Below are 26,918 nucleotides of genomic sequence, written 5' to 3'. Positions count from 1 at the left end.
ATCTAATTCCCTCAAGGAGCCCTTCACAGGCCACGGCGGGGCGTGAGGGGAACCCTGAGGGACTCTGAGTTCGTGAGGGTTCCCCTCACGGAATGGTGGACAGGATTTCTTTGGTGTTTTTTACTGTGGCGAAGCCGCCGCCGTGGAGGTTTGTTGCGGTTGTGCGGGTTAGTTCGTCTGCGGTCAGGGTGGTGCCGTCTGGGCCTTCCAAGGCGAAGGTGAAGGTGGCGTCCAGGGCGAAAGTTACGTCGTAGCCTAGGTTTCCGCCCATGCGGGCGGTGGTTTCGCAGCAGAAGTTGGTTTGGATTCCGGCCAGGACGAAGCTCGTGATTCCACGGGTTTTGAACCAGGCGTCCAGGTCTGCGTCGCCTAGGAAGGCGGAGTTCACTTTTTTGCCGAAGACCAGGTCCGGGCGGGCGCCTGCCAGTTCGGGTTTGAAGTCGTTGCCTGGCTGGCCTGGGCGTAGTGGCGAATCGGGCTTGACGGAGTCGTGGTGGACTAGCACGACCGGGTCGCGCCGAGCCTGCCAAGACTGCAGCAGTGCTTGGATGTTCGCTTCGGCGTCGGGGTTGTTGCGCGGGCCCCAGAACTCGGCGTCGTCGAAGCCTTGTTGGACGTCGATCAGCAGCAGTGCGGTGGTCATGAGCTTGATTGTGGCCGCGAGATCGCGCCAAAGGGGAGTGGCATAAGAGGCGCGATGCGGTACTTTTCTGCCATGCGCACGATCGGGGTGCTGCTCCTGCGGGGCAGCCGGATGTTCGACCTGGCGGTGATCGCGGAGGTGTGGGCTCAGGACCGCACCGACAGTGGCATTGGGCCGTTCACGGTGCGGGTGTGTGCGCCTGGGCGGGGGCGTACGCGGGTGTCGCCGTTTGGGGAAGTCGTTGCGACGCATGGTCTTTCCGGGTTGGACGAGTGCGACCTGATTCTCGCGCCGGGGCGTGACGATCCGTTGGCTGAGGTGCCTGCTGCCGCACGGAGTGCGCTTCGGCGGGCTCATCGGGGTGGGGCGACGGTTGCTGGGCTTTGTTCCGGAGCGTTCACGCTCGCTGCTGCGGGGTTGCTCGACGGGCGGCCTGCTACGACGCATTGGCGTGATCTCGACGCGCTCGCGACAGCGGCGCCGGCGGCGGAGCTTCGGCGCGATGTGTTGTACACCGAGCAGGACGGGGTGCTTACGTCGGCGGGGGTCGTGGGCGGGCTTGATCTTTGCCTGCATCTGGTGCGTCGTGATCATGGGGCGGAGGTCGCCGCGCGGCTTGCTCGCCGGCTGGTGATGCCGCCGGTTCGGGAAGGGGGCCAGCGGCAGTATGCGGAGGCTCCGTTGCCCGCCAACGCTTCGCGGCCGGGTATCGCGTCCACAATGGACTGGGCGATGACTCGGCTTTCCGCCGAGATCGGCGTGCCGGATTTGGTGGAGCACGCGGGGATGAGTCCTCGGACGTTTCACCGCGAGTTCGCTGCCGCCACCGGCAGTACGCCGGGGCGGTGGCTGCTCGTCCAGCGGGTGCAGCACGCGCAGCGGCTCCTCGAGACCACGGATCTGCCGGTCGCCAGGGTGGCTGAGCGGGCGGGGCTCGGCAGCGCCGCGAACCTGCGCCGACGGCTGCGGGCGGAGGTCGGGGTCGGGCCGGATTCGTATCGGCGCACTTTCCGCATCCCCGCCGGCGGGGTTACGGTCGGGGCATGGGCGAGTACGAGCACCTCCTCGTAAAGCGGGACGGCGACACGGTCACCATCACGATGAACCGCGCGGCGCGGCGCAATTCGCTGTCCGCCGAGCATCTCGGCGAGTTGCTCGCCGCGTTCCGTGAAGCTGGCGAGTCCGACGCGACCGGCATCGTGCTGGCCGGGGCTGGGCCGGTGTTCTCGGCCGGGCACGACTTCGGCGACGTCGCCGCGCGCGACCTCATGGGGGTGCGCGAGCTGCTCACTCTCTGCACGACGCTGATGCGGACGATGGAATCAGTGCCGCAGGTGGTGATCGCGCGGGTACACGGCCTGGCGACGGCCGCGGGGTGCCAGCTGGTGGCGTCGTGCGACCTGGCGGTCGCGGCGGAGTCCTCGGGATTCGCTCTGCCAGGCGGCAAGGGCGGCTGGTTCTGCCACACGCCCGCGGTGCCGGTGGCGCGCGCGATCGGCCGGAAACGCCTGATGGAACTGGCTTTGACCGGCGACGTGATCGACGCGGCGACGGCGCTGGACTGGGGTTTGGTCAACCGCGTGGTCCCGGACGACTCCCTGGACGAGGCGGTCGCGGACCTGCTCGGCCGCGCGACCCGCGGCAGCCGGGCGAGCAAGGCGATGGGGAAGCAGACGCTGTACGCCCAGCTGGACCGTCCGGAAGCCGACGCGTACGCCATCGCGGTCGAGGTGATGGCGTCGGCCTCGCAGTTGCCGGGCGCGCGGGAGGGGATGGCGGCGTTCCTGGAGAAGCGCAAGCCCGACTGGACGGATTGATCCCCAGGCGCCGGCCGCCCTGGCCTCGGTTTCGTGCCGCCCCAATGAGGTTTTCTCAGTAGTGGGCCTTGGGGAGGTCCGTGAAGGACGTTTGCGGGAGCGGCGTGGGTCGGCCGCGTCGCCGCAGCTGCCCGCGGCCCCGCGCCGCATGCCACCGCGCAGCCCTGCGGGGAGACCCCCGTTTGCGCCGGGTTCTCGCGTCGCGCGGTCGGCCTCGCGCGTGATGCCGAGGTCCGTGAGGGGAACCCTGAGGGACTCTGATTCCCTCAGGGTTCCCCTCACGGACTTTCGACAGGAACAGAGCCACGCGACCCGGCGGTGCTCCGCATCCCCTGGCCAGCCACCGCTACAACGAACCCGCCACACACCGCACCGCTGAGAAAACCCCAATGTGGCATTGGGTGCGCTGAACGCACCGAACGCCACATTGGGCTCATCTGGCGCACCCAATGTGGCATTGGGTGCATCTGACGCACCGAACGCCACATTGGGTGCATCTGACGCACCCAATGTGGCATTGGGGCACCAGCGGCGTCGGCGGCCCGGTGCCGTGAGTGCGGTCAGCGGCGTTCGTGCAGCAGCAGCAACGTGTACGCCGCCACCGACTGCGCGTCCGAGATTTCCCCGGTGGAGATCATCTTCTCCACCTCCGTCCGGCTGAACCACGCTGTCCGCATGTCCTGCTCTTCCAGTTCCCGCTCCGGCGCGCCCTCGGTGAGCCCGGTCGCGAGATACACGTGCCCGCGCTGGCTCGCCAAGCCTGGCGCGACGTCGAGCATCCCCAGTTCCGTGAACGCCGACGCCCGCAACCCCGTCTCCTCCCGCAGCTCCCGCTGGGCCAGCTCGGCGGGCGGGGTCTCGGCGAGATCGGGCGCGGTGCCCTGCGGGAATTCCCACCGCCGCATCCCGAGCGGGTACCGGAATTGCTCGACCAGGTGCAGCCGGTCGCCGTCCAGGGGGATGACCAGTGCGTAGGTCGGTTTGTCGACGACGCCGTAGATGCCGTCGCTGCCGTCGGCGCGGCGGATGGCGTCCTCTCGCACCGTCATCCAGTTGTTCCGATACACCTCGCGGGTCGCGACACGCTGAATGGGGTCCACCTCGCCAGTATCACCGAGACTGTCCTACCCTCGGCGGGTGCGTCTCGTGCTTCCCACCTCTCCGGCCGGTTTCGCCAGCCCGCTCCGTGCGGGGCGGATCCGATGAGGCTCGTCGTCGCCCGGTGCCAGGTCGACTACGTCGGCAGGCTGACCGCGCATCTCCCGATGGCCAACCGCGTCCTGATGGTCAAGGCCGACGGTTCGGTGCTCGTGCACTCCGACGGCGGCTCGTACAAGCCGCTGAACTGGATGTCGCCGCCGTGCTGGCTGATCGAGGACCCGGACATCTGGACGGTCCAGAACAAGGCAGGCGAGAAACTCGTCATCACGCTCGCCGAGGTCATGCACGATTCGAAGCACGAACTCGGCGTCGACCCCGGCCTGCAGAAGGACGGCGTGGAAGCGCACCTGCAGGAACTGCTCGCCGAGCACATCAAAACCCTCGGCGACGGCTACACCCTGGTCCGCCGCGAATACCCGACCGCGATCGGCCCGGTCGACATCATGGCGCGCGACGCCAGCGGCGGTTCGGTCGCGGTGGAAATCAAGCGCCGCGGCGAAATCGACGGCGTCGAGCAGTTGACCCGGTACCTCGAACTCCTCAACCGCGACCCGCTGCTCGCTCCGGTGCAGGGCGTGTTCGCGGCGCAGGTGATCAAGCCGCAGGCGCGCGTCCTCGCCGAGGACCGCGGGATCCGCTGCGTCGTCCTGGACTACGACGCGTTGCGCGGCACGGATTCGGACGAGTTCCGGCTGTTCTGATCGTCTTCGCCGCTCAGCCCGTGCTCCGGAGCGCATCTCCTCGCTGAGCCGTCGCCACTTCGTTTCGCGGCAACCGGTTCCGGGCTGACGACGGCTAGGAAGCGATCGGCTCCTGGTACCGCAGAGCCTGGGTCGCGACCCGCGCTCCGAGGTGGCGCGCCGTGGCGAGGTCCGCGGCGTGGACGGCGTCCGGGCCCTGGTCGTTCCAGGTTTGCGCGCCCGCGCCGAGGTAGAAGCCGAGCCGGTTGTCGTCGTGTTCGCTGCTGGTGGTGGTGTTCCAGCCGGGCATCAGGCCGAGGCTGACCCAGTGCATGCCGTGCTGCGCGGCGAGCAGCGCGAGGTACTGCAGCGTGTGCAGTTTGTCGCCGCTCATCGAGCCGGAGTTGGTGAATCCGGACGCGAGTTTGTCCAGCCAGCGCTGGCTCATCCAGCGCTTCGAGGTCGCCTCGGCGAAGACGTGGAACGCCCCGGAAGCCGAGCCCATGTAGGTCGGGGTGCCGAAGATGATCGCGTCGCTGACGTCGAGGGTTTCCCACTTCGCGTCGGACATTTCGGCGACGTCGACCAGGTCGGCGCGAGCCCCGGGCACTGATTCGGCACCGGCGGCGACCGCCTTCGCGAGTTCGAGCGTGTGCCCGTATCCGGAGTAGTAAGCGATCGCGACGTGAACGGAGGACATGAGCGGATCCTTTCGCTGTTGACGTTGATAACGCTATTACCGTGACAGCGTCAGTGTCAACGTCAACAAGAATCTGTTATCGTCGGCACATGGCAGTGGAGGACCAGCGCGAGCGCATCCTGAGCGAAGCGGTGAAATTGCTGGCCTCGGCCGGGGCGGCGGGGCTGTCCACCCGGGCGGTCGCGACGGCGGCGGGAGTGCAAACGCCCACGCTGTACCGGCTTTTCGCGGACAAGGACGGGCTCCTCGACGCCGTGGCCACCTTCGGGTTCGAGAGCTACCTCGCGGAGAAGCGCGCGTTCGAACCCGCCGAAGATCCGATCGACGACCTGCGCCGCGGCTGGGACGTGCACGTCGCGTTCGGGCTGGCCAATCCCGCGATCTACACGCTGATGTACGGAAGCGTCCGGCCGGGCCGGCAGCCCGCGGCAGCCGCGGAAAACCGGGCCATCCTGCGCGGCATGCTCGAACGCGCCAACGCGCGAGGCCTGCTCCGGACGTCGGTCGAGGCGGCCGCGGTCGCCATCGAGGCGTCCACGACCGGCGCCGTCCTGCTCCTGCTGGCCCAGCCGGAAGAAGCGCGGGACGTCGAGTTGATCCGGCCGCTGCGCGACATCGTGCTCAACGCGCTGACCGAACAAAAAGCCCCCGTCGACGCTTCCCCGATCGCCGACCGTGCGGAGGCTTTGCTCGGAATCGTCGCTCCCGCCGGCGACGCCGACCCGGTGACCGACGCGGGTTTCAGCGTCTTCGAGGCCGGACTGCTGCGCGAATGGCTCGACCGGCTCGGCAAGGCCAGCCGATGACGACGGACGGGATCCGTCAGATCGTCGATCCGGCGCGGCGCTGAGCGGCCTTCGCGTCCAGCCACGCCTGCGTTTCCGCGCGGAACAGCGTCGTCACCACCAGTCCAGCCAGCACCAACCCCGCCGCTGCCGCCAGGCTGCCGCCCGCCAGGTTGGCCAGGCCGCCGATCGCGGACAGCGCTTCGAACGCCAGCAGCGACCATCGACCCCAGCCGTAGCCGAACAAGATCGCGATCCAGGACACCAGCAGGCCCGCGGCGAAGACGTAGTACAAGCACGTGATCGCGTACAGGATCGAAAACGGCTCCTCGCCGCCGCTCCGCTGCTTGGCGATCTGCAGTTGGGCGGACGCGCCGAACACGCCGTTCATGAGCACCTGCAGGAACGCGAGCGCGAGCGCGGCGCGGAGCCGTCCGGGCATGGGGATCGCGGGGCCGGTCATCGCGGCGAGGTCCTTTCCGAAGACGCCGACGGTGCCAGGAGCCTAGGGCCAGCCCGGCGGAACCCTCCCGGAACGGGTGAATCTGTCCCGAGGGTGAGGGGTTGGCGGGCGAAGCGACAGGACTCAACACCGGTGCTTCCGGGCACGCGGAATGCACAGGTCAGCGGCAGGTTGGTGAAAAACCGCGGTGTCGGGGTGCCTGTTCGGAATCCATGCAGTACTGTGCCGGTCTGACAGGAACGATGGTGTTTTCTGTGTGAGAATGTTTGATTCGGAGGTGGCAGGGGTGCCGTTCCTCGCCGACGCGAACTTGCGGCTCGACGCGAGTCCGATCGACTACATCGAGTTGGCGTTCTATTTCGTCCTGGTGCTCGGTATCGGCGCTCTCGCCCGAAGGCAGGTGTCGAGCAGTCTCGACTTCCTGCTTTCCGGCCGGTCGCTGCCCGCGTGGGTCACCGGCCTGGCGTTCATTTCCGCGAACCTCGGCGCGGTCGAGGTCATGGGCATGTCCGCCAACGGCGTCCTCTACGGCCTGCCGACGGTCCATTACTTCTGGATCGGCGCCATCCCGGCGATGCTGTTCCTCGGCCTCGTGATGATGCCGTTCTACTACGGCTCCAAGGTCCGCAGCGTGCCCGAGTTCATGCGCCGCCGGTTCGGGCCGACCGCGCATCTGGTCAACGGCATCAGCTTCGCCGCGGCGCAGATCCTCATCGCGGGCGCGAACCTGTTCCTGCTGGCCAGCGTCGTGAACCTGCTGCTGGGCTGGCCGCTGTGGGTGTCGATCGTCATCGCCGCCGCCATCGTGCTCGGCTACACCGCGCTGGGCGGGCTGTCCGCCGCGATCTACAACGAGGTGCTGCAGTTCTTCGTGATCGTCGTGGCGCTGCTGCCGCTCACCATCGTCGGCCTGGTCAAGGTCGGCGGCTGGCAGGGCCTGGTCGACAAGATCACGCACAGCCCCGGCGGCACCGCGCAGCTGCACTCCTGGCCGGGCGACAACCTGACCGGCTTCGGCAACAACTTCCTGTCCGTCCTCGGCATCGTGTTCGGTCTCGGCTTCGTGCTGTCCTTCGGGTACTGGACGACGAACTTCGTCGAGGTCCAGCGCGCGATGGCGTCGAAGAGCATGTCGGCCGCGCGGCGCACGCCGATCATCGGCGCGTTCCCGAAGATGCTGGTGCCGTTCATCGTCATCATCCCGGGCATGATCGCCGGCGTCGTGGTGCCGGAGTACTTGCAGGACAAGGGACTTCTGCTCGCGGACAAACCGGCCACGAGCGGGGTCACCGCGAACAACGCGCTCCTGCTGCTGATGCGCGACCTGCTGCCCAACGGCATCCTCGGCATCGCGATCGCCGGTCTGCTCGCGTCGTTCATGGCGGGCATGGCGGCGAACCTCAGCTCCTTCAACACCGTCTTCACGTACGACATCTGGCAGACGTACGTGAAGAAGGACAAGCCGGACGGCTACTACCTGAACCTCGGCCGCAAGACCACGGTCGTCGCGACGGTGCTGGCCATCGGCACCGCGTTCGTCGCGTCGCAGTCCGCGAACATCCTGACCTACCTGCAGGACCTGTTCTCGTTCTTCAACGCGCCGCTGTTCGCCACGTTCATCCTCGGCATGTTCTGGAAGCGGATGACCGCGGCCGCCGGGTGGATCGGCCTGGTGGCGGGTACCGCGTCGGCGATCACCATCTGGGCGCTCTCGCAGCTGGACGTGCTCTCCCTCGCCGGTCAGGGCACCAGCTTCGTGGCGGCGGGCACCGCGTTCGTCGTCGACATCGTGGTGAGCATCGGGGTTTCGCTGGCCACTCAGCCGAAGCCGGACGCGCAGCTGGTCGGCCTGGTCTACTCGCTCACGCCGCGCGACGCGCTCAAGCACGACAACACCGGCGAGAACGCGGGCTGGTACCGCAAGCCGGGCCTGCTGGCCGGCATCGTCCTCGTGATCACCATCGCCCTCAACATCATCTTCTGAGGAGGCCCGCATGACCGAGAAAACCTCGCGGCCGCACAAGGCGGGCGCCTTCGACATCCGGCTGATCATCGCGCTGCTGCTCGGCGTCTACGGCGTGATCCTCACGATCATGGGCGCCGGGTTCACCAGCGACGCCGATCTGAAGAAGGCCGCCGACGTGAACATCAACCTCTGGTCGGGCATCGGCCTGCTGGTGGTGACCGCGTTGTTCGTGCTGTGGGCGGTGCTGCGGCCGCTGGTCGTGCCGCCGTCCGCGGAAACGACGGAAGAGTCACCCGCCGAATAACCGGGTTGCGACCACGTCCGGCGACCTCGCAGGCTAGGTTGCCGGACGTGGTGCACGATCGCCGGTTCGGCCGGTTCCTGAAGTTGTCCGCCCTGGTCGCCGCGGGCATCGTCGCGGCGACCGCGATGTCCGCGTGCGGCGGCCCGAATCTGGGCAAGGAGAACTTCGCGCGCACGACCGTCCCCGCCGCCGGGGACGGTGCCGCGACTTCCGGCCCCATCACCGATCCCGCGGTCGCCCCCGCCGTCCTGCGCGACCTGCTGCCATGCCAGTTCGTGGACAAGACCGCGATGGGCCCGCTCGGCACGATGCAGGGCGAGGCGACCGCGTCGAGCACGCAGTTCGACTCCTGTGTCGCCAAGGCGAACGACCCGGGCGGCAAGGAAATCCGCGCGAGCGTCGAGGTCGGCGGCATCGTGACGTTCGCTTCGGACAAGACCACCGGCGCGGTCGGCGGGCTGCCGCAGGTCGAGGTGCCCGACCTCGGCGGCGGGTCCGGCTGCGTGGTCAGCGCGCTCACCGCGCGGAACCCGTCCTTCGGGGTCTCCTTCCGGATCGACTACACCGGCGGCGACGCCTGCGCGGCCGGCCGCAAACTCGTCGCGACAGCGGTCGAAAAGCTGCACAACAACCCGCAGAAGTACACGCCCGGCCCGGGCTCGCTGCTTGCGGTCGACCCGTGCACTGTGCTCGACGCGGCCGCGGTGGACGGCGTCGTGAAGGGCGGGAAGCCGCGGGCGTCCGGGCTGCACTCGTGCGACTGGGGCCTCATCCCGAGCGTCCGGGTGACGATGTTCCCCGGCGTCGCGCCGAGCGAGGGCGACGGCTGGCTGAAGACCGACGTCGGCACGCCGAACCAGGCGTACGCGAAGCAGGGCACCTCCGGGTCGAGCTGCCAGGTCAAATGGCAGCACCGGCAGTGGAAGGAAGACCGCGTCGAGGTTGTCCAGCTGGAGTACACGAACTCCGACGCGCAGGCGGACAAGGACGACCCGTGCGGCAAGACCGCCGGGCTGGCCAAGCAGCTGGCCGGGAAACTGCCCAAGGCGTGACCAGGGGGCGCTTTGCGGCGGGCCCGGCGACCTCATAGGTTGGGGCAGTCCACGACGCCGAGGTGCCGGAGGTCCGCCATGAAGAAGATCATCAACGATCCGGCGGCCGTTGTCGCCGAATCGCTGAGAGGGCTCGCGGTCGCGCACGCGGACCTGCTGCGCGTGCGCGACGACCCGGCGCTGGTCGTGCGCGCGGACGCGCCGGTGGCGGGCAAGGTCGCGGTGGTCTCCGGCGGCGGGTCCGGGCACGAACCGCTGCACGGCGGGTTCGTCGGCCCCGGGATGCTCGACGCCGCGGTGCCCGGTCCGGTGTTCACCTCGCCGACCCCGGACGCGGTGCAGGGCGCGATCGCCGCCACCACCGGTCCGGCCGGGGCGCTGCTGATCGTGAAGAACTACACCGGCGACGTGCTGAACTTCGAAACCGCCGCCGAACTGGCCGCGGCCGAGGACCTGGACGTGCGCAGCGTGGTCATCGACGACGACGTGGCGGTCAAGGACTCCACGTTCACCGCCGGGCGGCGCGGCGTCGGCGGAACGGTGCTGCTGGAGAAGATCACCGGCGCGGCGGCCGAGCGCGGCGATTCGCTGGACGCGGTGGAAGCGTTGGCGCGCAAGGTGATCGGGCAGGTCCGGTCGATCGGGGTGGCGCTGTCCGCGCCGACCGTGCCGCACGCGGGCGAGCCGAGTTTCGACCTCGGGCCGGACGAGATCGAGTTCGGCATCGGCATCCACGGCGAACCCGGCCGCGAGCGGATCCCGGCCGAACCGGCCGACGCGCTGGTCGCCCGGATGGTCGAGGCGGTGGTGTCCGATCTGCCGTTCTCCTCCGGCGACAAGGTGCTGCTGTTCACCAACTCGATGGGCGGCACGCCGCAATTGGAGCTGTACCTCGCGCACGGGATCGCCGAGCGGCTGCTGGCCGAGCGCGGGATCCTGGTCGAGCGCAGGCTGGTCGGCCCGTACATCACGAGCCTGGAAATGCAGGGGATCAGCCTGACCCTGCTGAAACTGGACGACGAGCTTACGCAGCTGTGGGACGCGCCGGTGCGCACGCCCGCCCTGCGGTGGGGGATCTGATGGCCTGCACTGCCGAAGGGGTCGCGGCGGCGTTGCGCGCCGCCGCCGAAGTGATCGCCGAGCACCGCACCGAACTGGTGGACCTCGACCGCGCGATCGGCGACGCGGACCACGGCGAGAACCTGAGCCGGGGCTTCACCGCGATCGTCTCCGCATTGGAGACCGCGGTGCCGGAAACGCCGGCCGGGGTGGTGAAACTCGCTGCCACCACACTGATTTCCAAGGTCGGCGGCGCGGCCGGACCGCTTTACGGCACGGCTTTCCTGCGTGCGTCGGCGAAGCTCGGCGACGCGGCGGAGATCGACGTGCCGCTGCTGCTGGACGCGTTGCGCGCGGCTTTGGAAGGCGTGCAGGCACGCGGCAAGGCGGTGGGCGGCGACGCGACGATGGTCGACGCGCTGATCCCGGCCATCTCCGCGGCCGAAGGCGCTGCCGACGGCACGATCGCCGACGTGCTCACCGCGGCGGCCGACGGGGCCGACCGCGGCGCGGAGTCCACTGTGGACTTGGTGCCGCGCAAGGGCCGCGCCTCGTACCTCGGGGAACGCGCGGTCGGGCACATGGATCCGGGTGCCCGTTCGACGGCGCTGTTGCTGCGCGCGTTCGCGGAGGCGGCCCGGTGACCGTTGGAATCGTTCTTGTGTCGCACAGCGCGAAATTGGCCGAAGGGCTGGCCGAACTGGCCGCCCAGATGGCCCCGGACGTCCGGATCGTCCCGGCGGGCGGGCTGCCCGACGGCGGCGGCATCGGCACCGACTACGACGAGGTCGTCGCCGCCACCCAGCGCGCCGATTCCGGCGACGGCGTGGTGCTGCTCTACGACCTCGGCAGCGCGCAGATGACCGCCGAGCTGGCGGTGGAGTCGCTGGCCGACCCGTCCGCCGCGGTGGTGGTCGACGCACCGCTGGTGGAAGGCGCGGTGGCAGCGGCCGTCGCGGCGCAGGGCGGCGCGGACGCCAAGGCGGTGGGCGAGGCTGCGGCGAGTGCCGGGGTCGCGCCCGATCTGGCCGCGGTGGAGCTGTCGGCGGCCGGCGAGGAAGGCGTGGTGGAGAAGGAATTCACGCTGACCAACGACGTCGGGCTGCACGCGCGCCCGGCCGCGGTCGTGGTGCGCAGCCTTGCCGAATTCGAGGCCGAGGTGTCGATCCGGCTGGGCGAGCAGGAGGCGGACGCGCACAGCGTGCTGGCGCTGATGTCGCTCGGCGCGCGGCAAGGCGACCGGATCCTGGTGCGGGCCCGCGGACTGCAGGCGACCGAGGCGGTCGCGAAGGTGGCCGAGCTGGTGGAGGCGAACTTCGGGGAGTGACCTGCGGGTTTCCGACCGGGTGACTTCGCCCGGACTGACTCGATTCCGATGTGCTTTCGAGGGGCTCGCGTGGCACAGTGAGCGGCAATTACCAGCGGGTAACCTCTGGAGGCCTTGTGGCACGGGAAATCTCGACGGTCGGTGTGGTCGGTCTTGGCACGATGGGCGCGGGCATCGCGGAGGTGCTCGCCCGCAGCGGGCTCGACGTGGTCGCGGTGGAACTGGACGAGGCGGGCGTCGAACGCGGCCTCGGCCACCTGCGGCATTCGACCGAACGGGCGCTCGCGGGCGGGAAGCTCGACGAGGCGGGCCGGGAGGCGCTGCTGGGCCGGATCCGCGCCACCACCTCGCTCGCCGATCTGTCCGAAGTGGACCTGGTGATCGAGGCGATCCCGGAGAACCTCGCGGCGAAGGCCGAGGTGTTCACCCAGTTGGACCAGGTGACGCGGCCGGACGTGGTGTTCGCGTCCAATACCTCGTCGCTGTCGATCACCGAGATCGGCGTGCACACCGCGCGCCCGGGCAAGGTCGTCGGGATGCACTTCTTCAACCCGGCTCCGGTGCTGAAACTGGTCGAGGTCGTGCGCACGGTGGTGACCGAGCCGGACGTGGTGTCCGACGTGGTGGAATTCGCGCAGCGGCTGGGCAAATCGCCGGTGGTGATGGGCGACCGGGCCGGGTTCATCGCGAACGCGCTGTTGTTCGGCTATCTCAACCACGCGGTGCGGATGTACGAGCAGCGCTACGCCACCCGCGAAGATCTCGACGCGGCAATGCGTTTCGGCTGCGGCTACCCGATGGGCCCGCTCGCGTTGCTCGATTTGATCGGGCTGGACACCGCGTACGAAATCCTCGACACGATGTACCACCAATCCCGCAACCGGCTGCACGCTCCCGCGCCGTTGCTGAAGCAGATGATCACCGCGGGTCAACTGGGACGAAAGAGCGGCCACGGTTTTTACGCTTACGACGCACCGGATTCGCCAGTCGTGGTGGATTCGGTCGCTTCGTCCGAAGTGGACTCTTCGACGGCTCGCGAAGTGCGTTCCGTCGGCGTGATCGGCACCGGGACGATGGCCACCGGCATCGCGGAAGTGTTCGCCAAGCGCGGTTTCGACGTCGTGCTGCGGGCGCGGAGCATGGAGAAGGCGCAAGCGTCGGTGGCGAAGGTGAAGAAGTCGCTCGACAAGGCCGTGGTGAAGGGCAAACTGTCCGAAGAGGACGCTGCTGCCGCGCTCGGTCGGATCCGTCCGGTGACGGAGTTCGAAGAACTGGCCGAGGTCGACCTGGTGGTCGAGGCGGTGGCCGAGGAGCTTTCCGTTAAGCAGGCGGTGTTTTCGGCCTTGGACGAGGTTGTCCGGCCGGGCGCGGTGCTCGCGACCACCACGTCCTCGCTGCCGGTCATCGAATGCGCGGCGGCGACCTCGCGGCCCGGCGATGTGGTCGGCCTGCATTTCTTCAACCCGGCACCGGTGATGAAACTGGTGGAAGTGGTGTCGACGATCGCGACCGCCCCGGACGTCACCGCGACCGCGACGGCGGTGTGCGCGGCGGTCGGGAAACATCCGGTGCAGTGCGGCGACCGAGCCGGATTCATCGTGAACGCGTTGCTGTTCCCGTATCTCAACGACGCGGTGAAAATGCTGGAGGCGCATTACGCGTCGGCGGACGACATCGACACCGCGATGAAGGTCGGCTGCGGGTTGCCGATGGGGCCGTTCGAATTGCTGGACGTGGTCGGGCTGGACGTGTCGCTGGCGATCGAGCGGACGCTGTTCAACGAGTTCCGCGAAGAAGGTTTTGCTCCAGCGCCGTTGCTGGAGCACCTGGTGACGGCCGGGCGATTGGGACGCAAGACCGGCAAGGGCTTCAAGGACTACTGACGTTTGTACGTGTAGAGAATGAACCCGTCGTGGAATTTGCCCACCCGGTCGTAAAGCGCGCGGGCCGGGGCGTCCTCGAGGGTATTCCAGTAGAGCGACGGAAAACCGTGCTCGTCGGCGTCGCGGGCGACCCACTCGATCAGCGCCGTCGCGACTCCCTTGCGCCGGACGTTCTCGGACACGAACAGGTCGGCGAGGTAGCACTTCCCGGAGTACCAGATGCTGGCGTGGAACAGATAGTGCGCGATGCCGACCATCGCGCCGTCCAGCTTGGCGGCGACCCCGCGGATCCGGTCGTCGTCGAGCAGGCGGCGCCAGGTCCGGTCGTAGCTGTCGTCGGTGCGCTCGACGTCGAAGTAGGCGTCTTTGCCGCGGGCGAGGGTTTCCCAGGCAGCGCGGTCGGTTTCGGTCAGGAGGCTGATCTGCACAGGTCTATCTTGCGCTGATCACCGGTCGCGCCGCCGGATGCGCGCGCCCTGGGCGGGTTCGCCGTCCGGCGGCAGCAGCGGCCCGCCCTGCCACTGCTGGAAGACGAGATTCGTGTGCACGCGGGCGACCTCGTCGCGGGAGGTGAGTTCGTCCAGCACCAGCCGTTGCAATTCGGCGGCCGAGGTGGTGGCGACGTGCGCGAGGAAGTCGTCCGGTCCGGTCAGGTGGTAGACCGCGCGGATTTCCGGCAGCGCCAGCAGATGTTCGACGAACTGCTCCACCAGCGGCCGTCGATGCGGCCGGACCTGCACGAACAGGAACGCCTCCAGCGGACGGCCCACCTTCGCCGCGTCGACCTTGGCGTGCTGGCCGGTGATCACGCCGGTCTCGCGGAGTCGCGCCACCCGGTCCAGGCAGGTGGACGGCGCGAGCCCGACCGCCGCCGCCAGCTCCTTGTTCGACGTCCGGGCATCGTTCTGCAGCACCCGCAGAATCTCAAGATCAACCGTACTGAGTTCGACCCTTTCGGACATCCCCGAATCTTATCCGAGTGTATTGCTTTGCGACCGGTGTTTGTCCGACCGTGACTGCCATGACTTCCGCCCTGAGCACCCGAGCCGTCCACGCCGGTCGCGACGATCTCGCCGACCTCGGCCTGCACGCCGTCCCGCTCGATTTCTCCACGACCTACCCCGCGCGCGACAGCGCCGAGGAGGCCCGCCGGATCGACGAGTTCGCCGCGGGCGGGAACGTCACCGGCATCTACGGCCGGATCGGCAACCCGACCGTCGAACGGTTCGAGCAGGCGCTGGCGGAACTCGAAGGCTTCGAGCACGCCGTGGCTTTCGCCAGCGGCATGGCGGCGGTTTCGGCGTGCCTGCTTTCCGCGGTGTCGCAAGGAAAACGCCACATCGTCGGCGTCCGCCCGCTGTATGGCTGCACGGATCACCTGCTGACCACCGGACTGCTGGGCACCGAGGTCACCTGGACCGCCCTCGAGGCCGTCGCCGAGGCAGTGCGCCCCGACACCGGCCTGGTCTTCGTGGAGACGCCCGCGAACCCGACCTTGAGCGAACTGGACATCGCCGCGCTGACCGCCGCGTGCGGCGACGTCCCGGTCCTGGTCGACAACACCTTCGCGACGCCGGTTCTGCAGCGTCCCGGCCGCCTTGGCGCCCGAATGGTGCTGCACAGCGCGACAAAGTTCCTTGGCGGCCACGGCGACGTCATGGGCGGCATCGTGGCCTGCGACGCGGAGGAAGCCGCGCGCCTGCGTTCCCTGCGCTTCGCCACCGGTGGCGTGCTGCACCCGCTCGCCGGATACCTCTTGCTGCGCGGCCTTTCGACGCTCCCGCTGCGCGTCAAGGCCGCTTCGGAAACCGCCGCCGTCTTGGCGTCGCGGCTAGCCTCCCACCCGTCGGTGAGCGCCGTGCACTATCCGAAACTGGGCGGCCCCCTCGTGGCCTTCGAGGTGACCGGCGACCCGCACGCGGTGATCGGCGCTGTCCGGCTGATCACGCCCGCGGTGAGCCTGGGCAGCGTCGACACGCTGATCCAGCACCCGGCTTCGCTGACGCACCGGATTGTCGCGGAGGACGACCGCACGGGCTCCGGCATCACCCACGGCTTGCTGCGGCTTTCGGCCGGGCTGGAGGACGTCGAGGACCTGTGGCTTGATCTGGATCAGGCTTTGAAGGGCTGCTGAACGGTTCGGCGCCGGTCGGGCTGACGGCGGATGCCGCGGCCCGGCTCGGCGCCGATCAGCTGCAGCAACCGCCTCCGCAGCAACCTCCGCCGGCCGGTGCGGGCGCGGAGGCCGAGCCGGTGAGCGCGACGGTGGTGAGCAGCTTGACCGTGTCCAGATGACCTTCCGGGCAAGGGGCGGGCGCGCTCGACTCGGCCATCGGGCGCTGGAGTTCGAACGTCTCGGTGCAGTCGCGGCAGCGGTAGGCGTAGGTGGGCATGGCTTGATTATCGCTGGCGGGCCGCGTTGGTGGGAAGCTGTCCGGGTGGATGTGCCCCAGTACGCGGATGTTCCGCACCTCGGCCAGGTCGTTCCCGCCCTGCTCGGCGCGCTGGGAGTGCCCGGCGAGGACGGCGGCCTGGCATTGCCCGAAGCCCGCAGCGCCTGCGTGCTCCTCATCGACGGCCTCGGCTGGGAACTGCTCGCCCAGCATGCCGCGGACGCCCCCGTCCTCACCGAACTGGCCAGCAGTCCCCTGCGAGTCGGCTTCCCGTCGACCACCGCGGCCGGCGTCGCCGCGATCGGCACCGGCTTGGCGTCCGGCGAGCACGGCATGGTCGGCTACACCTTCGAGATTCCCGGCGCCGGCGTCATGAACGCCCTGCGCTGGCGCTCCCACGACGACGGCAGCGATCTGCGAGGCGCCCTGCCCCCACGCGAAGTTCAACCCCTGCCGACGACCTTCGAACGCGCCGCCGCCGCGGGAATCGAGGCCGCGGTGGTGTCTTCGGCGCATTTCGCCAACACAGCCTTGACTCAAGCGACCCAAAGCGGAGCCCGCTACGCCGGCGTCCACGCACTGGGCGACCTGGCCGCGCGGACCTTGGACGTACTGGCTTCGCGGTCGTTTTGCTATGCCTACCACAGTGAATTAGACCTGCTGGGCCACCTGTACGGCCCCGGCTCGACGGCCTGGCGGATGCAACTCCGGCACGTCGACCGCCTGGTGGAGTCCATTGTGGACGGACTGCCCGCCGGTGCGGTGCTGGCGGTGGTGGCGGACCACGGAATGGTGACCGTCGAGGAGAAACTGAACCTGGAGGACACTCCGGCGCTGCTGTCGGGAGTCCGCGCTTTCGGCGGCGAAGTCCGTGCGCGGCACGTCTACACGGAACCCGGCGCGACGGCGGATGTCGTGGCGGCGTGGCGCGAGGTGCTGGGCTCGCGGGCCTGGGTCCTGCCGCGCGACGAGGCGATCGCGGCAGGCTGGTTCGGCGCCGCGGTGAGCGACCGGGTGCGTCCGCGGATCGGCGACGTCGTCGCGGCGGCGACCGGAACGTTCGGCATGGTCCGCGAACTGGCCGAGGCGGTGGAGTCGAATCTGGTGGGCCAGCACGGTTCGCTGACGTCGGCGGAACAGCTGGTCCCGCTGGCGATCGCGCGGGGCTGATTTCGCTCCGCGGCTTGGGGCGCGGCTGCGCGGGTCAGGCGGGTGATCACGAAGTTTGATTCGCGTGACGGTTCCCGGGCGCGCCGCTCAGCAGGCACTATTCCTTCGGGACAACGCAGGTCCCACCTGGTGGGCCGCCCCGCCGACGCCCAGTTACCGTGGCTGCGTGCCCAGACGCAATCGACCCGGCCGAGGCCGTCCCGCTTCCGGCGAGCGGCCGGACGCCGGTGCGGTCAGCGGCTGGGCCCGCAGCGAATCCGGTCCCGACGGGGACTGGCTGGTGCGCACCGTCCCCGGCTCGCAGGCCGCCAAGACTTACCGTTGTCCCGGCTGCGACCACGAGATCCGCCCCGGCGTCCCGCACCTGGTCGTCTGGCCCGCGGACGAGACCGGCGGCGTCGCGGATCGCAGGCATTGGCATCGACCCTGCTGGGAGGCTCGGGCCCGGCGTCGGCCGAACCGGCGTTGGTGAGGGGAAACCGTTACCGCGAAAGGGCTTCTTTCCGCCGCGCGCGGTGCCGCCGGACCGCGTCGCGGTTGACGCAGGCGTGCGTGCAGTAGCGCTGCGTCCCGCTGCGAGTGAAGTCGACGAACGCGCGGCGGCATTCCGTCGCGGCGCAGCGGCCGAGGCGGTGCAGGCTGGTCGATGTCAGGTACTGCGCCGCCGCCACCGAGGTGACCGCGCGCAGCACCGCGGGCAGGCGCATCCCGTCGTCCCGGTAGTGCAGGTGCCAGCTGTAGCCGTCGTGCTCGGTGATCCTCGGGTAGGCGGCGGCCTCGGCCAGCAGGGCGTTCAGCAGCCGCACCCGCTCCGTCTCGTCCGTGGCGTCGACGACCTCGATCCACCGGTCGAGAAAAGCGCACACCTCGGGAAAGTCCTCGCCGGCGACCGGCGGGACCGGGCCCATCTCCGGCTCGTCCCAGCGTTCGACCAGGTCGGCGAGGTTCGCGGGACGGTCGTTGGCGAGGCCGGTCACAAACTTGAGGTAACTCCGGTGGTAAGAGTTGTGCGGCATAAGACCATTACATCACGATCGTGGGCATGTCTCATTCGACGAGTCGCGCCGAACCCTCGGTCGCCGCGCCGTCCTGGGTTCCGTTGATCGCCGCGTGCGTCGGGACGTTCCTGCTGCTGGTCTACACCAGCATCGTCACCGTCGCGCTGCCCGGGATCGGGACGGAACTCGGCGCGGGATACGGCCAGCTGCAATGGATCGTGGACGTCTTCACCGTCGCGCTCGCCGGACTGCTGCTGGGCTTCGGTTCGCTGAGCGACCTGCTCGGCCGCAAGCGCGTCTACCTCGCCGGGCTGATCCTGTTCTCCCTCGCGACGCTCGTCTGCGGCCTGGCCGGAACGCCGGGCGAGCTGATCGCCGCGCGGCTCGTGCAGGGCGTCGCGGGCGCGGCGATGTTCGCGACGATCCTGCCGCTGGTCGGGCTGACCTACGAAGGCCGCGACCGGGCCCGGGCGTTCGCGGTCTGGGGGACGGTCGCCGGAGTGGCCAGCGCGGTGGGCACTTTCTCCGGCGGCGTGCTCGCGCAGTTGCTTGGCTGGCGGTGGATTTTCTTTGTCTCCCTGCCCCTGTGCGTCGTCGCGATCATCATGGCAGCGACGTCGTTGAAGGAAAGCCCGCGAGCGCGCGGCCGCGGCGTCGACTGTCCGGGCATCGTCACGTTCTCGCTCGCCGCGACGGGCCTCGCCTACTCCATCATCACCGGCGGCGATCGCGGATGGCTTTCCGCCGGCGCGGTGATCGGATACCTGGTGACAGTGGTTGCCATCGCGGCGTTCGCGGTGGTGGAACGCCGTAGCGGCGCGCCGATGGTGCCGACCAGTCTGTTCGCGACGCGCCGGTTCGTCGGCGTACTGCTCGTCGCGTTCAGCTACTACTTCGCCGGATTCGGCGCGCTGCCAGTGATTTCGCTGTGGCTGCAGAACGCGACCGGCCTGAGTCCGGCGGCGACGTCGGCGGTGCTGGCGCTGCAGGTGGTGGTGTTCGTCGTGGTGTCGGCGCTGATCAGCGGACGGCTGCACACCAGGTCGCCGGGCCGGGTGCTGGGCGGCGCGACGGCGTTGCTCGGCCTCGGTTGCCTGACCGCGGTCGCCGTGCTGCTCAGTCCGACCTGGATCGCCCTGCTGCCGGCGCTGATCCTGACCGGAATCGGCGCGGGCATCGTGTCCCCGGTCTTCCCGGCGGTCGCGATCGCGTCGGTGCCCGCGGAATACGGCGGCACGGCCGGTGCGGCCGCGAACAGTTCCCGGCAACTCGGGCTGGCGCTCGGAATCGCGGTGTCCGGAGCGGTCTACGCGACCCGAGAGGAGGGGAGCAAAGGGGCGACGCACGGGCTGGTGCTGGTGTTGCTGCTGTGCGGTGTGATCGCGGCAGTGAGCGGTCTCGTCGGCGGATGGTTGTTGCGGGACAACACCAACCGCCGCAGCGACGGATGACTTGTCCGGCGGCGAGTTCCAGCGCGTCAAGCTGGCGAGCGAACCGCGGCGGCGGTCCGCGGCCGGGTCCGCCTTACCGCCGAAAATGCCGCGAAACCGCCCCCTCGTACTCCTCTTGCACGTACTCCGTGAACCCCAGCTTCTCCACCACCCGCAGCGACGGCGTGTTCGTCACCGCCACGCTGATCAGCACCGGAATCGCCGGAATCTCCCGCTCCGCCCACTCCACCGACGCCCGCGCCGCCTCCGCCGCGTAACCCTTCCCCCACGCCGACGGCCGGAAGCGGTACGCCAGGTTCAGCACCTTCTCGCCCCGGAACTCCCGGTTGCGCACGCCGGCCATGCCGATCACCTCCGACCCGTCGGAGGATTCCGGCCTGCCCCGCTCCCGGACCGCCAGGTAGCCGTAGCCGAACTCCGCCCAGTGCTCGAGCCAGCTGTCGAACATCACCAGGGTGGTCGCGGTGTCCGGCGGACGCGGGTTGTACCGGTTCGTCTCCGGGTCGCTCTGGATCTCCACCACCGCTTGCCGGTCGGTCTCCACGAAGTGCCGCAGCACCAGCCTTTCCGTCACGATCTCTGTCACGCCCCCGACCATAACGACGGGGTCCGACAAAAACCGAAGCGACAACGGCGACAATCTCCGCCATGACCGAACTGCCGTTGGTGCTCCTGCACGCCTTCCCGCTCGACGCCCGCATGTGGGACCCGGTCCGCGCGCCTCTGGCGGAACGTCTCCGGGTCATCACGCCCGACCAGCGCGGTCTCGGCCGGAGCCCGTTGCCGGAGACCGAAGCCGAGCCGGATCTCGCCGACGCCGCCACGGACGTCGTCGCGCTCCTCGACAAGCTCGAACTCGATCAGGTGGTTCTCGGCGGCTGTTCGATGGGCGGCTACCTCGCGCTGGCCGTCCTGCGGCTGGCTCCCGAGCGCGTCGGGGGACTGGTCCTCATCGACACCAAAGCCACCGCCGACACCCCCGAAGCCGCGCAGACCAGGCTCGACGTCGCGAACCGCGCGGAGGCCGAGGGCGTCAAAGACTGGCTGGCCGACGCGAACCTGCCGAACCTGCTCGCCGACACCGCGTCCGCCGACGTCCGCGCGCGCGTGCGCGAATTGATCGACGCGCAGCCGCCGTCCGGAGTCGCCTGGGCCGCGCGGGCGATGCGCACCCGGCCCGATTCCGTTGACCTGCTGCGCGAAACCGATGTCCCGGCGCTCGTCATCGTGGGGGAGCGGGACGCGATCACGCCGCTCGACGCCGCCAACACCATGGTCGAAGCGCTGCCCGACGCGACTCTCGCGGTCCTTCCCGACGTCGGGCACCTGACGCCGCTGGAGGACCCGGCAGGCGTGGTCGAAGCGATCCTCGGCTGGGTCAGCTGAAGTATTCGACGGCTGCGGCGCGCGCTTCGGCGAAGCGGTGTGGGAAACGCTGTGCGATCAAGAAGCGCCACGCCACCGCGAAGAGCGAGCGAAGCTGCGTACACGTCGCGAGAACGGCTTCGTCGGCTTCGCCCGGGTACGCGGCGAGGAACTCCGGCCCGCCTTGTCGCGCCAGGATCGCCAGGTCCCATTCGAGTGGTCCGCGCCAGGTGTCCTCGAAGTCGAGCCAGCACGGACCGTCGGCGGTCTCGATGAGGTTGCCGGGGTGCGCGTCGCCGTGCAGAGCCTGGACCGGGCCGGACGGCAGCAGCGCCGCGAGCCGTTCGGTTTCCGCGCGGATCCGGCCGGCGAAGCCGGCCAGCAGCGAACCGTTGCGGGAGACGGTGTCCAGAATTTCGTCGACCGGGCCGCGGGAGGGCAGCTCGCCCGGGTAATCGCGCAACGCGGCATGGACCCGGGCGAGCGATCGGGCGGTCTCGTCCGGCCCGTGCCGATGGTCCGGATCGTGCGGGGTCCAGTGCCAGAGCGTGACCGGCAGACCCTCGGCGAAATGCGGTCCGGCCGGGGGATCCGCGGCCGGTGAGACGACGCGCACACCACGTTCGGTGAGGTAGGCCGAAAGGGCGACGTCCCGCTCGAGCCAGGCGGTCGCGTCCGGCCGCAGCAGCCGGGTGGTGGCCGGGACCCGCGCCACGACCGGACCCATCCTCACCAGCACGTTCGAGCGCTCGTGCAGCACCCGCGCGGAGCCGGTGGGGAGACCGAACCGGCGGCCGGCGGCGAGCGCGGAGGAGACCGCCGCGGCGCGGTACGAGTCGGTCACGCGGTGATCTAACCAGCCGGTGCGAGCGACTGTCGGTACCGAGGGCTACGATCCCCTTAACCGCCCGGATCAGGCCCGCCTGAGCCCGAGCGCCCCGAAGTTGACCACCACAAGGTTGCAGTGTTGGAGGCAGGAGTGACGGCCGTAGCCCCCAAGCCGATCGCAACGCGCCCGTATCCCGCGCGCGAGACGGCAAAGGGTTCGTACCTGCTGCGGTTGTTCCGCACGACGGACCACAAGCAGATCGGGATCATGTATCTGGTCTCGTCGTTCGCCTTCTTCATGATCGGCGGCGCGATGGCCATGCTCATCCGGACGGAGCTCGCCCAGCCGGGGCAGCAGTTCCTGTCGCAGGAGCAGTACAACCAGCTGTTCACCATGCACGGCACGGTGATGCTGCTGCTGTACGCGACGCCGAGCCTGTTCGGGTTCGCGAACTTCATCCTGCCGCTGCAGATCGGCTCGCCCGACGTGGCGTTCCCGCGGCTGAACGCGTTCTCCTACTGGCTGTTCCTGTTCGGCAGCCTGATCGTGCTGTCCGGCTTCCTGACGCCCGGCGGCGCCGCCGACTTCGGCTGGTTCGCCTACACGCCGCTGTCGGACGCCATCCACTCGCCCGGCGTCGGAGCCGACCTGTGGATCGCCGGCCTCGCGGTGTCCGGTCTCGGCACGATCCTCGGCGCGGTCAACATGATCACCACGGTGGTCTGCCTGCGCGCGCCCGGCATGACGATGTACCGGATGCCGATCTTCACCTGGAACATCCTGATCACGAGCATCCTGATCCTGCTCGCGTTCCCGATCCTCACCGCGGCCCTGTTCGGCCTGCTGGCGGACCGGCATCTCGGCGCCCACGTGTTCGACCCGGCCAACGGCGGGGTGATCCTGTGGCAGCACCTGTTCTGGTTCTTCGGCCATCCAGAGGTCTATATCGTCGCGCTGCCGTTCTTCGGGATCGTGTCGGAGATCTTCCCGGTCTTCAGCCGCAAGCCGGTGTTCGGCTACAAGGGCCTGGTCTTCGCGACGCTGTCGATCGCGGCGCTGTCGGTGGCGGTGTGGGCGCACCACATGTACGCGACCGGCGCGGTCCTGCTGCCGTTCTTCTCCTTCATGACGTTCCTCATCGCGGTCCCGACCGGCGTGAAGTTCTTCAACTGGATCGGCACGATGTGGAAGGGCCAGCTGTCCTTCGAGACGCCGATGATCTTCTCGATGGGCTTCATCGTCACGTTCCTCTTCGGCGGTCTGACCGGCATCATGCTGGCCGCTCCGGCGATCGACTTCCACGTGTCGGACAGCTACTTCGTGGTGGCGCACTTCCACTACGTCCTCTACGGCACGATCGTGTTCGCGACCTTCGCCGGGATCTACTTCTGGTTCCCGAAGATCACCGGCCGGATGATGGACGAGAAGCTCGGGAAGTGGCACTTCTGGACCACGTTCATCGGCTTCCACACCACGTTCCTGGTGCAGCACTGGCTGGGCGCGGAAGGCATGCCGCGGCGCTACGCGGACTACCTGGCCAGCGACGGATTCACCACGCTGAACACGATCTCCACGATCGGCGCGTACATCCTCGGCGCGTCCACGCTGCCGTTCATCTGGAACGTGTTCAAGAGCTACCGGTACGGCGAAATCGTCACGGTCGACGACCCGTGGGGCTACGGCAACTCGCTCGAGTGGGCCACGTCCTGCCCGCCGCCGCGGCACAACTTCACCGAACTGCCCCGCATCCGCTCCGAGCGCCCCGCGTTCGAGCTGCACTACCCGCACATGGTCGAACGCCTGCACGCGGAAGGCGAAATCGGCTTCTTCGGCAAGGCCAAGCACGTCGCGGCCCCGTCGCAGAAGCTCGTGGACGCCACCATGCCGGGCGACCACAGCAAGGACAACGCGAGCGAGCAGTAACGACGCTCGGAACAGTCGCACGGCGCGTGCCCGGTCGAGGATTTTCTCGGCCGGGCACGCGCCGTTTTTCGTGCCGGAGAGGGGCTGTCGAGGCGTGTGGGCGGCGGTGCTGACCCGACGCGCCGGCCACTCGCTGCTCGCTGCGCCGCCCCATCCCGCGCCGCTGGGCCTCACCCCGGGACGGCCCGGCCGCCCTTCGCCGAGACCGCCATCCGCCGCTGTGGTCCTCGGTCCTGGGCCCCGACCTCGCACGGCAGCACACGCCTTGACCCGGCTCTCAGTCCCGCACATCGCCCGTTAGTGGCACCCGCGGTGTGAAGCGCGGCACGGGGGCGTTCTGCCCGCCGCCGCTGGAGGCCAGACTGGGCGTGCCGACTCGCCGTGGCCTAAGCGTCGGTGCCGAGACGAACGAGGGATACCGAACCAGTGAGCCAGACTCCCGTCCTCATCACCACGACCGGTCCGGACAAGCCCGGGGTCTCGTCCGTGCTGTTCGCCGTGCTCACGCGGCACGACGTGGACGTGCTCGACATCGAGCAGGTGGTCATCCGCGGGCAGCTCGTGCTCGGCGTGCTCGCCGGCGTCTACCGCGACCCGGAGGGGCTCCAGGAGTCCGTCGAGCAGGCGATGGCGACCGTCGGCATGGAGGTCGAGGTCCGCATCGGCGACGCGATCGGCGCGGATCCGTTCGCGCTCGGCCGGCGCGATTCGTCGCACGTGCTCGTCCTGCTCGGGCGTCCGGTGACGGCGCGGGCGTTCTCCGAGATCGCGCGGCGGCTGGCGGGCGTCGGGGCGAACATCGACTCGATCCGCAGCGTCGCCGACTACCCGGTGACCGGGCTCGAGCTGTACGTCTCGGTGCGCGAAGACAGCGAAGCGGCCGACGCCGAGCTCCGGTCGATGCTGGCCGACGCGGCGCCCGAGGCCAACATTGACATCGCCGTCGAGCGCGCGGGAATCACGCGCCGGGCGAAGCGGCTGGTGGTCTTCGACGTCGATTCCACGCTCGTGCAGGGCGAGGTCATCGAGATGCTCGGCGCGTACGCCGGGGTCGAGGAGCAGGTCCGCGAGATCACCGAGGCCGCGATGCGCGGCGAGCTGAACTTCGCGGAGTCGCTGGAACGGCGCGTCTCGCTGCTGGCCGGGCTGCCCGCCGGCGTGATGGACGAGGTCGCGGCGAAGCTGGAGCTGACTCCGGGCGCGCGCACGACCGTCCGGACGCTCAAGCGCATGGGTTTCCGCTGCGGCGTCGTGTCCGGCGGGTTCACCCAGGTCATCGACCATCTCGTGGACGATCTCGGCCTCGATTTCGCGGCGGCCAACGAACTGGAAGTCGTCGACGGCAAGCTCACCGGCCGCGTCGTCGGCGACATCGTGGACCGCGCGGGCAAGGCGACCGCGCTGCGCCGGTTCGCCGGTGAGTACGGGATTCCGCTGGGCGCGTGCGTCGCGGTCGGCGACGGGGCGAACGACATCGACATGCTCGCCGCGGCAGGCATGGGCGTCGCGTTCAACGCCAAGCCCGCGCTGCGCGAGGTCGCCGACACCGCGCTCTCGCACCCGTACCTCGACGCGGTGCTGTTCGTCCTCGGGGTCACGCGCGCCGAGGTCGAGGCGGCGGACGCGGCCGACGGACTCGAATTGGCCCGCCCGTGAACCCTCTGCTCGAACCGCTGCGCAGCCGGTACGCCTCGTGGCTCGGCCTCCCCGCCGAGGACACCGCGGACACCTCCTATGAGGACCCGGACGAGGTCCGCGCGATGCCGATCATCCTGCGGATCGAACGCGCCGAACCGCCCGGCCGGACGGCGCTGCTCGAAGCGGCCGCCGCGGCGGCGCTGGCGGTGTGCCTGGACGAACGCGTCGAGCCCGGCGGCGAATGGGCCGAGCCGGTGCAGGCGTGGCTCGACAACCGCATCCGGAAAGTCGCGCGCCGGGCTCGCGGCGCGCACTGGCAGGCGGTGCTCGACCTGCCGGGCATCACCATCGAGGTCGACGGCGCGCAGGCGCGGGCGCTCGTGCCCGGGCGCGTAAAGGAGGCCCCGAAAGAGGTCTCGCGGCTGCAGATTTCCGGCAGCGAACTGCCCGCCGACACCCCCGGCCCGGCCCCGGCCGACGTCCCGCTGCTGATGCTGAACCCGGACGTCCCGATGACCGTCGGCAAGGCGTCCGCGCAGGTCGGGCACGCCACGATGATCCTCGCGTCGCTGCTGCCGGACGACGAACTGGCGGCGTGGGCGGCGAAGGACTACCGCGTCGCGGTCCGGACGCCCAGCCCGGCGCGGTGGAAGGAACTGTGCCCGGTCGACGACCCGGAGGCGGGCTGGCGCGACAACCGCGTGATCGCCGTCCGGGACGCGGGCTTCACCGAGGTCGACCCCGGCACGATCACCGTGCTGGCGCAGCAGCCCGGAACATCGGCGTGACCGGCGCGGTTGCGCCAATGCAGTGATTCGACGGGTGGAAAGGCGTCTCCGATGACCTTGGAAGTACAGCGAGAAGGCACGCACAGCTTCGTCGGCCGCAACGAACGCGGTGCGGAAGTCCGGTTGGGCCGGGCCGGTGCGGAGGGTGCCTTCTCCCCAGCGGAACTCCTGCAGATCGCGGCCGCGGGCTGCTCCGCGGTGACGGCGGAACAGCTGATCACGCGGCGGGTGGGCGAGGACTCGAAGTTCCGCGTCGCGGTGACGGCCGACCGGCGCGAGGGAGCCTCGGAACTGGACGCGGTGCACGTCGCGTTCGACGTCGACGTCTCGGGCCTGGACGAGGCCCAGCGGGAGGCGCTGGCCGGTGCGGTGGACCGGGCGATCGAGCGGTTGTGCACGGTGAGCCGGACGCTGAAGAAGGCCATTCCGGTGACGGAGACCTTCCCGACCGCTTGAGCCGCGACGGTTCTTGCGGTGAGTCGGCGAGTCGCGGCGGCGGGCGGGGTTGCTGAGCTGACGCGGC

30 protein-coding genes are annotated in these 26,918 nt (G+C 69.5%); 20 read left to right on the top strand and 10 right to left on the bottom strand.

The genetic code is table 11. The features are described from left to right. Positions 1-85: 85 nt before the first annotated feature. Positions 86-643 carry a cysteine hydrolase family protein gene (locus tag ACFXI3_RS17270; protein WP_378400302.1) on the bottom strand — a complete coding sequence of 186 codons (558 nt, stop codon included), beginning with the start codon at positions 641-643 and terminating at the stop codon, positions 86-88. Positions 644-715: 72 nt separating this feature from the next. Between ACFXI3_RS17270 and ACFXI3_RS17265 the strand changes: the two genes are divergently transcribed. After that, positions 716-1,714 (top strand): GlxA family transcriptional regulator, encoded by a 999-nt coding sequence (locus ACFXI3_RS17265; protein ID WP_378400300.1) that lies wholly within the window; start codon positions 716-718, stop codon positions 1,712-1,714. Continuing rightward, entirely contained in the window at positions 1,687-2,460 is a 774-nt protein-coding gene (locus tag ACFXI3_RS17260; protein WP_378400298.1) for an enoyl-CoA hydratase-related protein, read from the top strand. The genes ACFXI3_RS17265 and ACFXI3_RS17260 overlap by 28 nt, the downstream gene beginning before the upstream one ends. Positions 2,461-3,020: 560 nt before the next feature. Here ACFXI3_RS17260 and ACFXI3_RS17255 read toward each other — a convergent pair. After that, the gene (locus ACFXI3_RS17255; RefSeq protein ID WP_344271504.1) at positions 3,021-3,560 is read right to left on the bottom strand and encodes an NUDIX hydrolase; all 540 of its coding nucleotides are present in this window, start codon (positions 3,558-3,560) and stop codon (positions 3,021-3,023) included. A 102-nt stretch (positions 3,561-3,662) separates the two neighbouring features. Here ACFXI3_RS17255 and nucS point away from each other — a divergent pair, with 102 nt between their 5' ends. After that, complete coding sequence (gene nucS, locus ACFXI3_RS17250) at positions 3,663-4,322, top strand: endonuclease NucS (protein ID WP_344271507.1); 660 nt, start codon at positions 3,663-3,665, stop codon at positions 4,320-4,322. Positions 4,323-4,416: 94 nt separating this feature from the next. Here nucS and ACFXI3_RS17245 read toward each other — a convergent pair whose 3' ends face one another. After that, on the bottom strand, positions 4,417-5,001 hold the full coding sequence (locus tag ACFXI3_RS17245) for a flavodoxin family protein (RefSeq protein WP_378400295.1): 585 nt from the start codon (positions 4,999-5,001) through the stop codon (positions 4,417-4,419). 89 nt (positions 5,002-5,090) lie between these two features. On the opposite strand from ACFXI3_RS17245, the gene ACFXI3_RS17240 reads away from it, so the two are divergent. Beyond that, a complete protein-coding gene (locus tag ACFXI3_RS17240) occupies positions 5,091-5,807 on the top strand; it encodes a TetR/AcrR family transcriptional regulator (protein ID WP_378400293.1) in 717 nt (238 codons plus the stop codon). 16 nt (positions 5,808-5,823) lie between these two features. Here ACFXI3_RS17240 and ACFXI3_RS17235 read toward each other — a convergent pair whose 3' ends face one another. Continuing rightward, the gene (locus tag ACFXI3_RS17235; protein WP_378400291.1) at positions 5,824-6,249 is read right to left on the bottom strand and encodes a hypothetical protein; all 426 of its coding nucleotides are present in this window, start codon (positions 6,247-6,249) and stop codon (positions 5,824-5,826) included. 286 nt (positions 6,250-6,535) lie between these two features. On the opposite strand from ACFXI3_RS17235, the gene ACFXI3_RS17230 reads away from it, so the two are divergent. The 7 genes from ACFXI3_RS17230 to ACFXI3_RS17200 all read left to right on the top strand — a co-directional run bounded on the left by ACFXI3_RS17230 (position 6,536) and on the right by ACFXI3_RS17200 (position 13,840). After that, the gene (locus tag ACFXI3_RS17230) at positions 6,536-8,233 is read left to right on the top strand and encodes a sodium:solute symporter family protein (RefSeq protein WP_344272323.1); all 1,698 of its coding nucleotides are present in this window, start codon (positions 6,536-6,538) and stop codon (positions 8,231-8,233) included. A gap of 10 nt (positions 8,234-8,243) precedes the next feature. Continuing rightward, a complete protein-coding gene (locus ACFXI3_RS17225) occupies positions 8,244-8,519 on the top strand; it encodes a hypothetical protein (RefSeq protein WP_116203183.1) in 276 nt (91 codons plus the stop codon). Between the two features lie 47 nt (positions 8,520-8,566). After that, positions 8,567-9,571 carry a hypothetical protein gene (locus ACFXI3_RS17220; RefSeq protein ID WP_378400289.1) on the top strand — a complete coding sequence of 335 codons (1,005 nt, stop codon included), beginning with the start codon at positions 8,567-8,569 and terminating at the stop codon, positions 9,569-9,571. Positions 9,572-9,649: 78 nt separating this feature from the next. Continuing rightward, positions 9,650-10,651, top strand: coding sequence for a dihydroxyacetone kinase subunit DhaK (dhaK, locus tag ACFXI3_RS17215; protein WP_377871920.1), 1,002 nt, complete (start codon positions 9,650-9,652; stop codon positions 10,649-10,651). Beyond that, entirely contained in the window at positions 10,651-11,274 is a 624-nt protein-coding gene (gene dhaL / locus ACFXI3_RS17210; RefSeq protein ID WP_378400287.1) for a dihydroxyacetone kinase subunit DhaL, read from the top strand. Before dhaK ends, dhaL begins: the two co-directional genes overlap by 1 nt. Then, on the top strand, positions 11,271-11,957 hold the full coding sequence (dhaM, locus tag ACFXI3_RS17205; RefSeq protein WP_378400285.1) for a dihydroxyacetone kinase phosphoryl donor subunit DhaM: 687 nt from the start codon (positions 11,271-11,273) through the stop codon (positions 11,955-11,957). Before dhaL ends, dhaM begins: the two co-directional genes overlap by 4 nt. Before the next feature lie 116 nt (positions 11,958-12,073). Further along, complete coding sequence (locus tag ACFXI3_RS17200; protein WP_378400283.1) at positions 12,074-13,840, top strand: 3-hydroxyacyl-CoA dehydrogenase family protein; 1,767 nt, start codon at positions 12,074-12,076, stop codon at positions 13,838-13,840. Here the strand turns inward: ACFXI3_RS17200 and ACFXI3_RS17195 are convergent. Both ACFXI3_RS17195 and ACFXI3_RS17190 read right to left on the bottom strand, forming a co-directional pair. Further along, on the bottom strand, positions 13,834-14,268 hold the full coding sequence (locus tag ACFXI3_RS17195; protein ID WP_378400281.1) for a GNAT family N-acetyltransferase: 435 nt from the start codon (positions 14,266-14,268) through the stop codon (positions 13,834-13,836). The genes ACFXI3_RS17200 and ACFXI3_RS17195 overlap by 7 nt on opposite strands. Before the next feature lie 18 nt (positions 14,269-14,286). After that, positions 14,287-14,802 carry an Lrp/AsnC family transcriptional regulator gene (locus ACFXI3_RS17190; RefSeq protein WP_378400279.1) on the bottom strand — a complete coding sequence of 172 codons (516 nt, stop codon included), beginning with the start codon at positions 14,800-14,802 and terminating at the stop codon, positions 14,287-14,289. 59 nt (positions 14,803-14,861) lie between these two features. On the opposite strand from ACFXI3_RS17190, the gene ACFXI3_RS17185 reads away from it, so the two are divergent. Continuing rightward, entirely contained in the window at positions 14,862-15,974 is a 1,113-nt protein-coding gene (locus ACFXI3_RS17185; protein ID WP_378400277.1) for a trans-sulfuration enzyme family protein, read from the top strand. Positions 15,975-16,029: 55 nt separating this feature from the next. Here ACFXI3_RS17185 and ACFXI3_RS17180 read toward each other — a convergent pair whose 3' ends face one another. Beyond that, on the bottom strand, positions 16,030-16,233 hold the full coding sequence (locus ACFXI3_RS17180; protein ID WP_344271545.1) for a zinc ribbon domain-containing protein: 204 nt from the start codon (positions 16,231-16,233) through the stop codon (positions 16,030-16,032). Positions 16,234-16,278: 45 nt separating this feature from the next. Here ACFXI3_RS17180 and ACFXI3_RS17175 point away from each other — a divergent pair, with 45 nt between their 5' ends. Next, positions 16,279-17,403, top strand: a complete 1,125-nt coding sequence (locus ACFXI3_RS17175; protein ID WP_378400275.1) for an alkaline phosphatase family protein — start codon at positions 16,279-16,281, stop codon at positions 17,401-17,403. A 166-nt stretch (positions 17,404-17,569) separates the two neighbouring features. Further along, positions 17,570-17,875, top strand: a complete 306-nt coding sequence (locus ACFXI3_RS17170) for a hypothetical protein (RefSeq protein ID WP_370934697.1) — start codon at positions 17,570-17,572, stop codon at positions 17,873-17,875. A gap of 10 nt (positions 17,876-17,885) precedes the next feature. Here ACFXI3_RS17170 and ACFXI3_RS17165 read toward each other — a convergent pair whose 3' ends face one another. Then, positions 17,886-18,419, bottom strand: a complete 534-nt coding sequence (locus ACFXI3_RS17165) for a CGNR zinc finger domain-containing protein (RefSeq protein WP_378400273.1) — start codon at positions 18,417-18,419, stop codon at positions 17,886-17,888. A gap of 26 nt (positions 18,420-18,445) precedes the next feature. Between ACFXI3_RS17165 and ACFXI3_RS17160 the strand changes: the two genes are divergently transcribed. Next, on the top strand, positions 18,446-19,852 hold the full coding sequence (locus tag ACFXI3_RS17160; RefSeq protein ID WP_378400271.1) for an MFS transporter: 1,407 nt from the start codon (positions 18,446-18,448) through the stop codon (positions 19,850-19,852). 73 nt (positions 19,853-19,925) lie between these two features. Here the strand turns inward: ACFXI3_RS17160 and ACFXI3_RS17155 are convergent, their stop codons facing one another. Then, on the bottom strand, positions 19,926-20,450 hold the full coding sequence (locus ACFXI3_RS17155; protein WP_378400269.1) for a GNAT family N-acetyltransferase: 525 nt from the start codon (positions 20,448-20,450) through the stop codon (positions 19,926-19,928). Between the two features lie 50 nt (positions 20,451-20,500). Here ACFXI3_RS17155 and ACFXI3_RS17150 point away from each other — a divergent pair, with 50 nt between their 5' ends. After that, positions 20,501-21,238 carry an alpha/beta fold hydrolase gene (locus ACFXI3_RS17150; RefSeq protein ID WP_378400267.1) on the top strand — a complete coding sequence of 246 codons (738 nt, stop codon included), beginning with the start codon at positions 20,501-20,503 and terminating at the stop codon, positions 21,236-21,238. On the opposite strand, the gene ACFXI3_RS17145 is transcribed toward ACFXI3_RS17150, so the two are convergent. Further along, positions 21,231-22,061 (bottom strand): phosphotransferase enzyme family protein, encoded by an 831-nt coding sequence (locus ACFXI3_RS17145; RefSeq protein ID WP_378400265.1) that lies wholly within the window; start codon positions 22,059-22,061, stop codon positions 21,231-21,233. The two genes, ACFXI3_RS17150 and ACFXI3_RS17145, sit on opposite strands and share 8 nt — an antisense overlap. A 135-nt stretch (positions 22,062-22,196) precedes the next feature. Between ACFXI3_RS17145 and ctaD the strand changes: the two genes are divergently transcribed. The 4 genes from ctaD (at position 22,197) to ACFXI3_RS17125 (ending at position 26,851) form a co-directional block, all read left to right on the top strand. Next, positions 22,197-23,969 (top strand): cytochrome c oxidase subunit I, encoded by a 1,773-nt coding sequence (gene ctaD, locus ACFXI3_RS17140; protein ID WP_344271569.1) that lies wholly within the window; start codon positions 22,197-22,199, stop codon positions 23,967-23,969. Between the two features lie 426 nt (positions 23,970-24,395). Then, positions 24,396-25,625, top strand: coding sequence for a phosphoserine phosphatase SerB (gene serB, locus ACFXI3_RS17135; RefSeq protein ID WP_344271572.1), 1,230 nt, complete (start codon positions 24,396-24,398; stop codon positions 25,623-25,625). Next, entirely contained in the window at positions 25,622-26,395 is a 774-nt protein-coding gene (locus tag ACFXI3_RS17130; protein WP_344271575.1) for a peptidyl-tRNA hydrolase, read from the top strand. Before serB ends, ACFXI3_RS17130 begins: the two co-directional genes overlap by 4 nt. A gap of 51 nt (positions 26,396-26,446) precedes the next feature. Next, positions 26,447-26,851: an OsmC family protein gene (locus ACFXI3_RS17125; RefSeq protein ID WP_344271578.1), complete on the top strand. Its 405-nt coding sequence runs from the start codon at positions 26,447-26,449 to the stop codon at positions 26,849-26,851. The last annotated feature ends 67 nt before the right edge of the window (positions 26,852-26,918 follow it).

This window comes from Amycolatopsis sp. NPDC059235 (genome assembly GCF_042754125.1).
Lineage (GTDB): Bacteria > Actinomycetota > Actinomycetes > Mycobacteriales > Pseudonocardiaceae > Amycolatopsis > Amycolatopsis albidoflava.
Note: the sequence above shows the minus strand (reverse complement) of the source record. Positions and strands in the feature narration are given on the sequence as shown.

What these genes read in the sequence shown, in the direction of transcription:
- ACFXI3_RS17270 (WP_378400302.1), bottom strand. Translation starts at nt 643, where the DNA reads ATGACCACCGCACTGCTGCTGATCGACGTCCAACAAGGCTTCGACGAC.
- ACFXI3_RS17265 (WP_378400300.1), top strand. Translation starts at nt 716, where the DNA reads ATGCGCACGATCGGGGTGCTGCTCCTGCGGGGCAGCCGGATGTTCGAC.
- ACFXI3_RS17260 (WP_378400298.1), top strand. Translation starts at nt 1,687, where the DNA reads ATGGGCGAGTACGAGCACCTCCTCGTAAAGCGGGACGGCGACACGGTC.
- nucS (WP_344271507.1), top strand. Translation starts at nt 3,663, where the DNA reads ATGAGGCTCGTCGTCGCCCGGTGCCAGGTCGACTACGTCGGCAGGCTG.
- ACFXI3_RS17245 (WP_378400295.1), bottom strand. Translation starts at nt 5,001, where the DNA reads ATGTCCTCCGTTCACGTCGCGATCGCTTACTACTCCGGATACGGGCAC.
- ACFXI3_RS17240 (WP_378400293.1), top strand. Translation starts at nt 5,091, where the DNA reads ATGGCAGTGGAGGACCAGCGCGAGCGCATCCTGAGCGAAGCGGTGAAA.
- ACFXI3_RS17235 (WP_378400291.1), bottom strand. Translation starts at nt 6,249, where the DNA reads ATGACCGGCCCCGCGATCCCCATGCCCGGACGGCTCCGCGCCGCGCTC.
- ACFXI3_RS17225 (WP_116203183.1), top strand. Translation starts at nt 8,244, where the DNA reads ATGACCGAGAAAACCTCGCGGCCGCACAAGGCGGGCGCCTTCGACATC.
- dhaK (WP_377871920.1), top strand. Translation starts at nt 9,650, where the DNA reads ATGAAGAAGATCATCAACGATCCGGCGGCCGTTGTCGCCGAATCGCTG.
- dhaL (WP_378400287.1), top strand. Translation starts at nt 10,651, where the DNA reads ATGGCCTGCACTGCCGAAGGGGTCGCGGCGGCGTTGCGCGCCGCCGCC.
- ACFXI3_RS17190 (WP_378400279.1), bottom strand. Translation starts at nt 14,802, where the DNA reads ATGTCCGAAAGGGTCGAACTCAGTACGGTTGATCTTGAGATTCTGCGG.
- ACFXI3_RS17185 (WP_378400277.1), top strand. Translation starts at nt 14,862, where the DNA reads ATGACTTCCGCCCTGAGCACCCGAGCCGTCCACGCCGGTCGCGACGAT.
- ACFXI3_RS17180 (WP_344271545.1), bottom strand. Translation starts at nt 16,233, where the DNA reads ATGCCCACCTACGCCTACCGCTGCCGCGACTGCACCGAGACGTTCGAA.
- ACFXI3_RS17165 (WP_378400273.1), bottom strand. Translation starts at nt 18,419, where the DNA reads ATGCCGCACAACTCTTACCACCGGAGTTACCTCAAGTTTGTGACCGGC.
- ACFXI3_RS17160 (WP_378400271.1), top strand. Translation starts at nt 18,446, where the DNA reads ATGTCTCATTCGACGAGTCGCGCCGAACCCTCGGTCGCCGCGCCGTCC.
- ACFXI3_RS17155 (WP_378400269.1), bottom strand. Translation starts at nt 20,450, where the DNA reads ATGGTCGGGGGCGTGACAGAGATCGTGACGGAAAGGCTGGTGCTGCGG.
- ACFXI3_RS17150 (WP_378400267.1), top strand. Translation starts at nt 20,501, where the DNA reads ATGACCGAACTGCCGTTGGTGCTCCTGCACGCCTTCCCGCTCGACGCC.
- ACFXI3_RS17125 (WP_344271578.1), top strand. Translation starts at nt 26,447, where the DNA reads ATGACCTTGGAAGTACAGCGAGAAGGCACGCACAGCTTCGTCGGCCGC.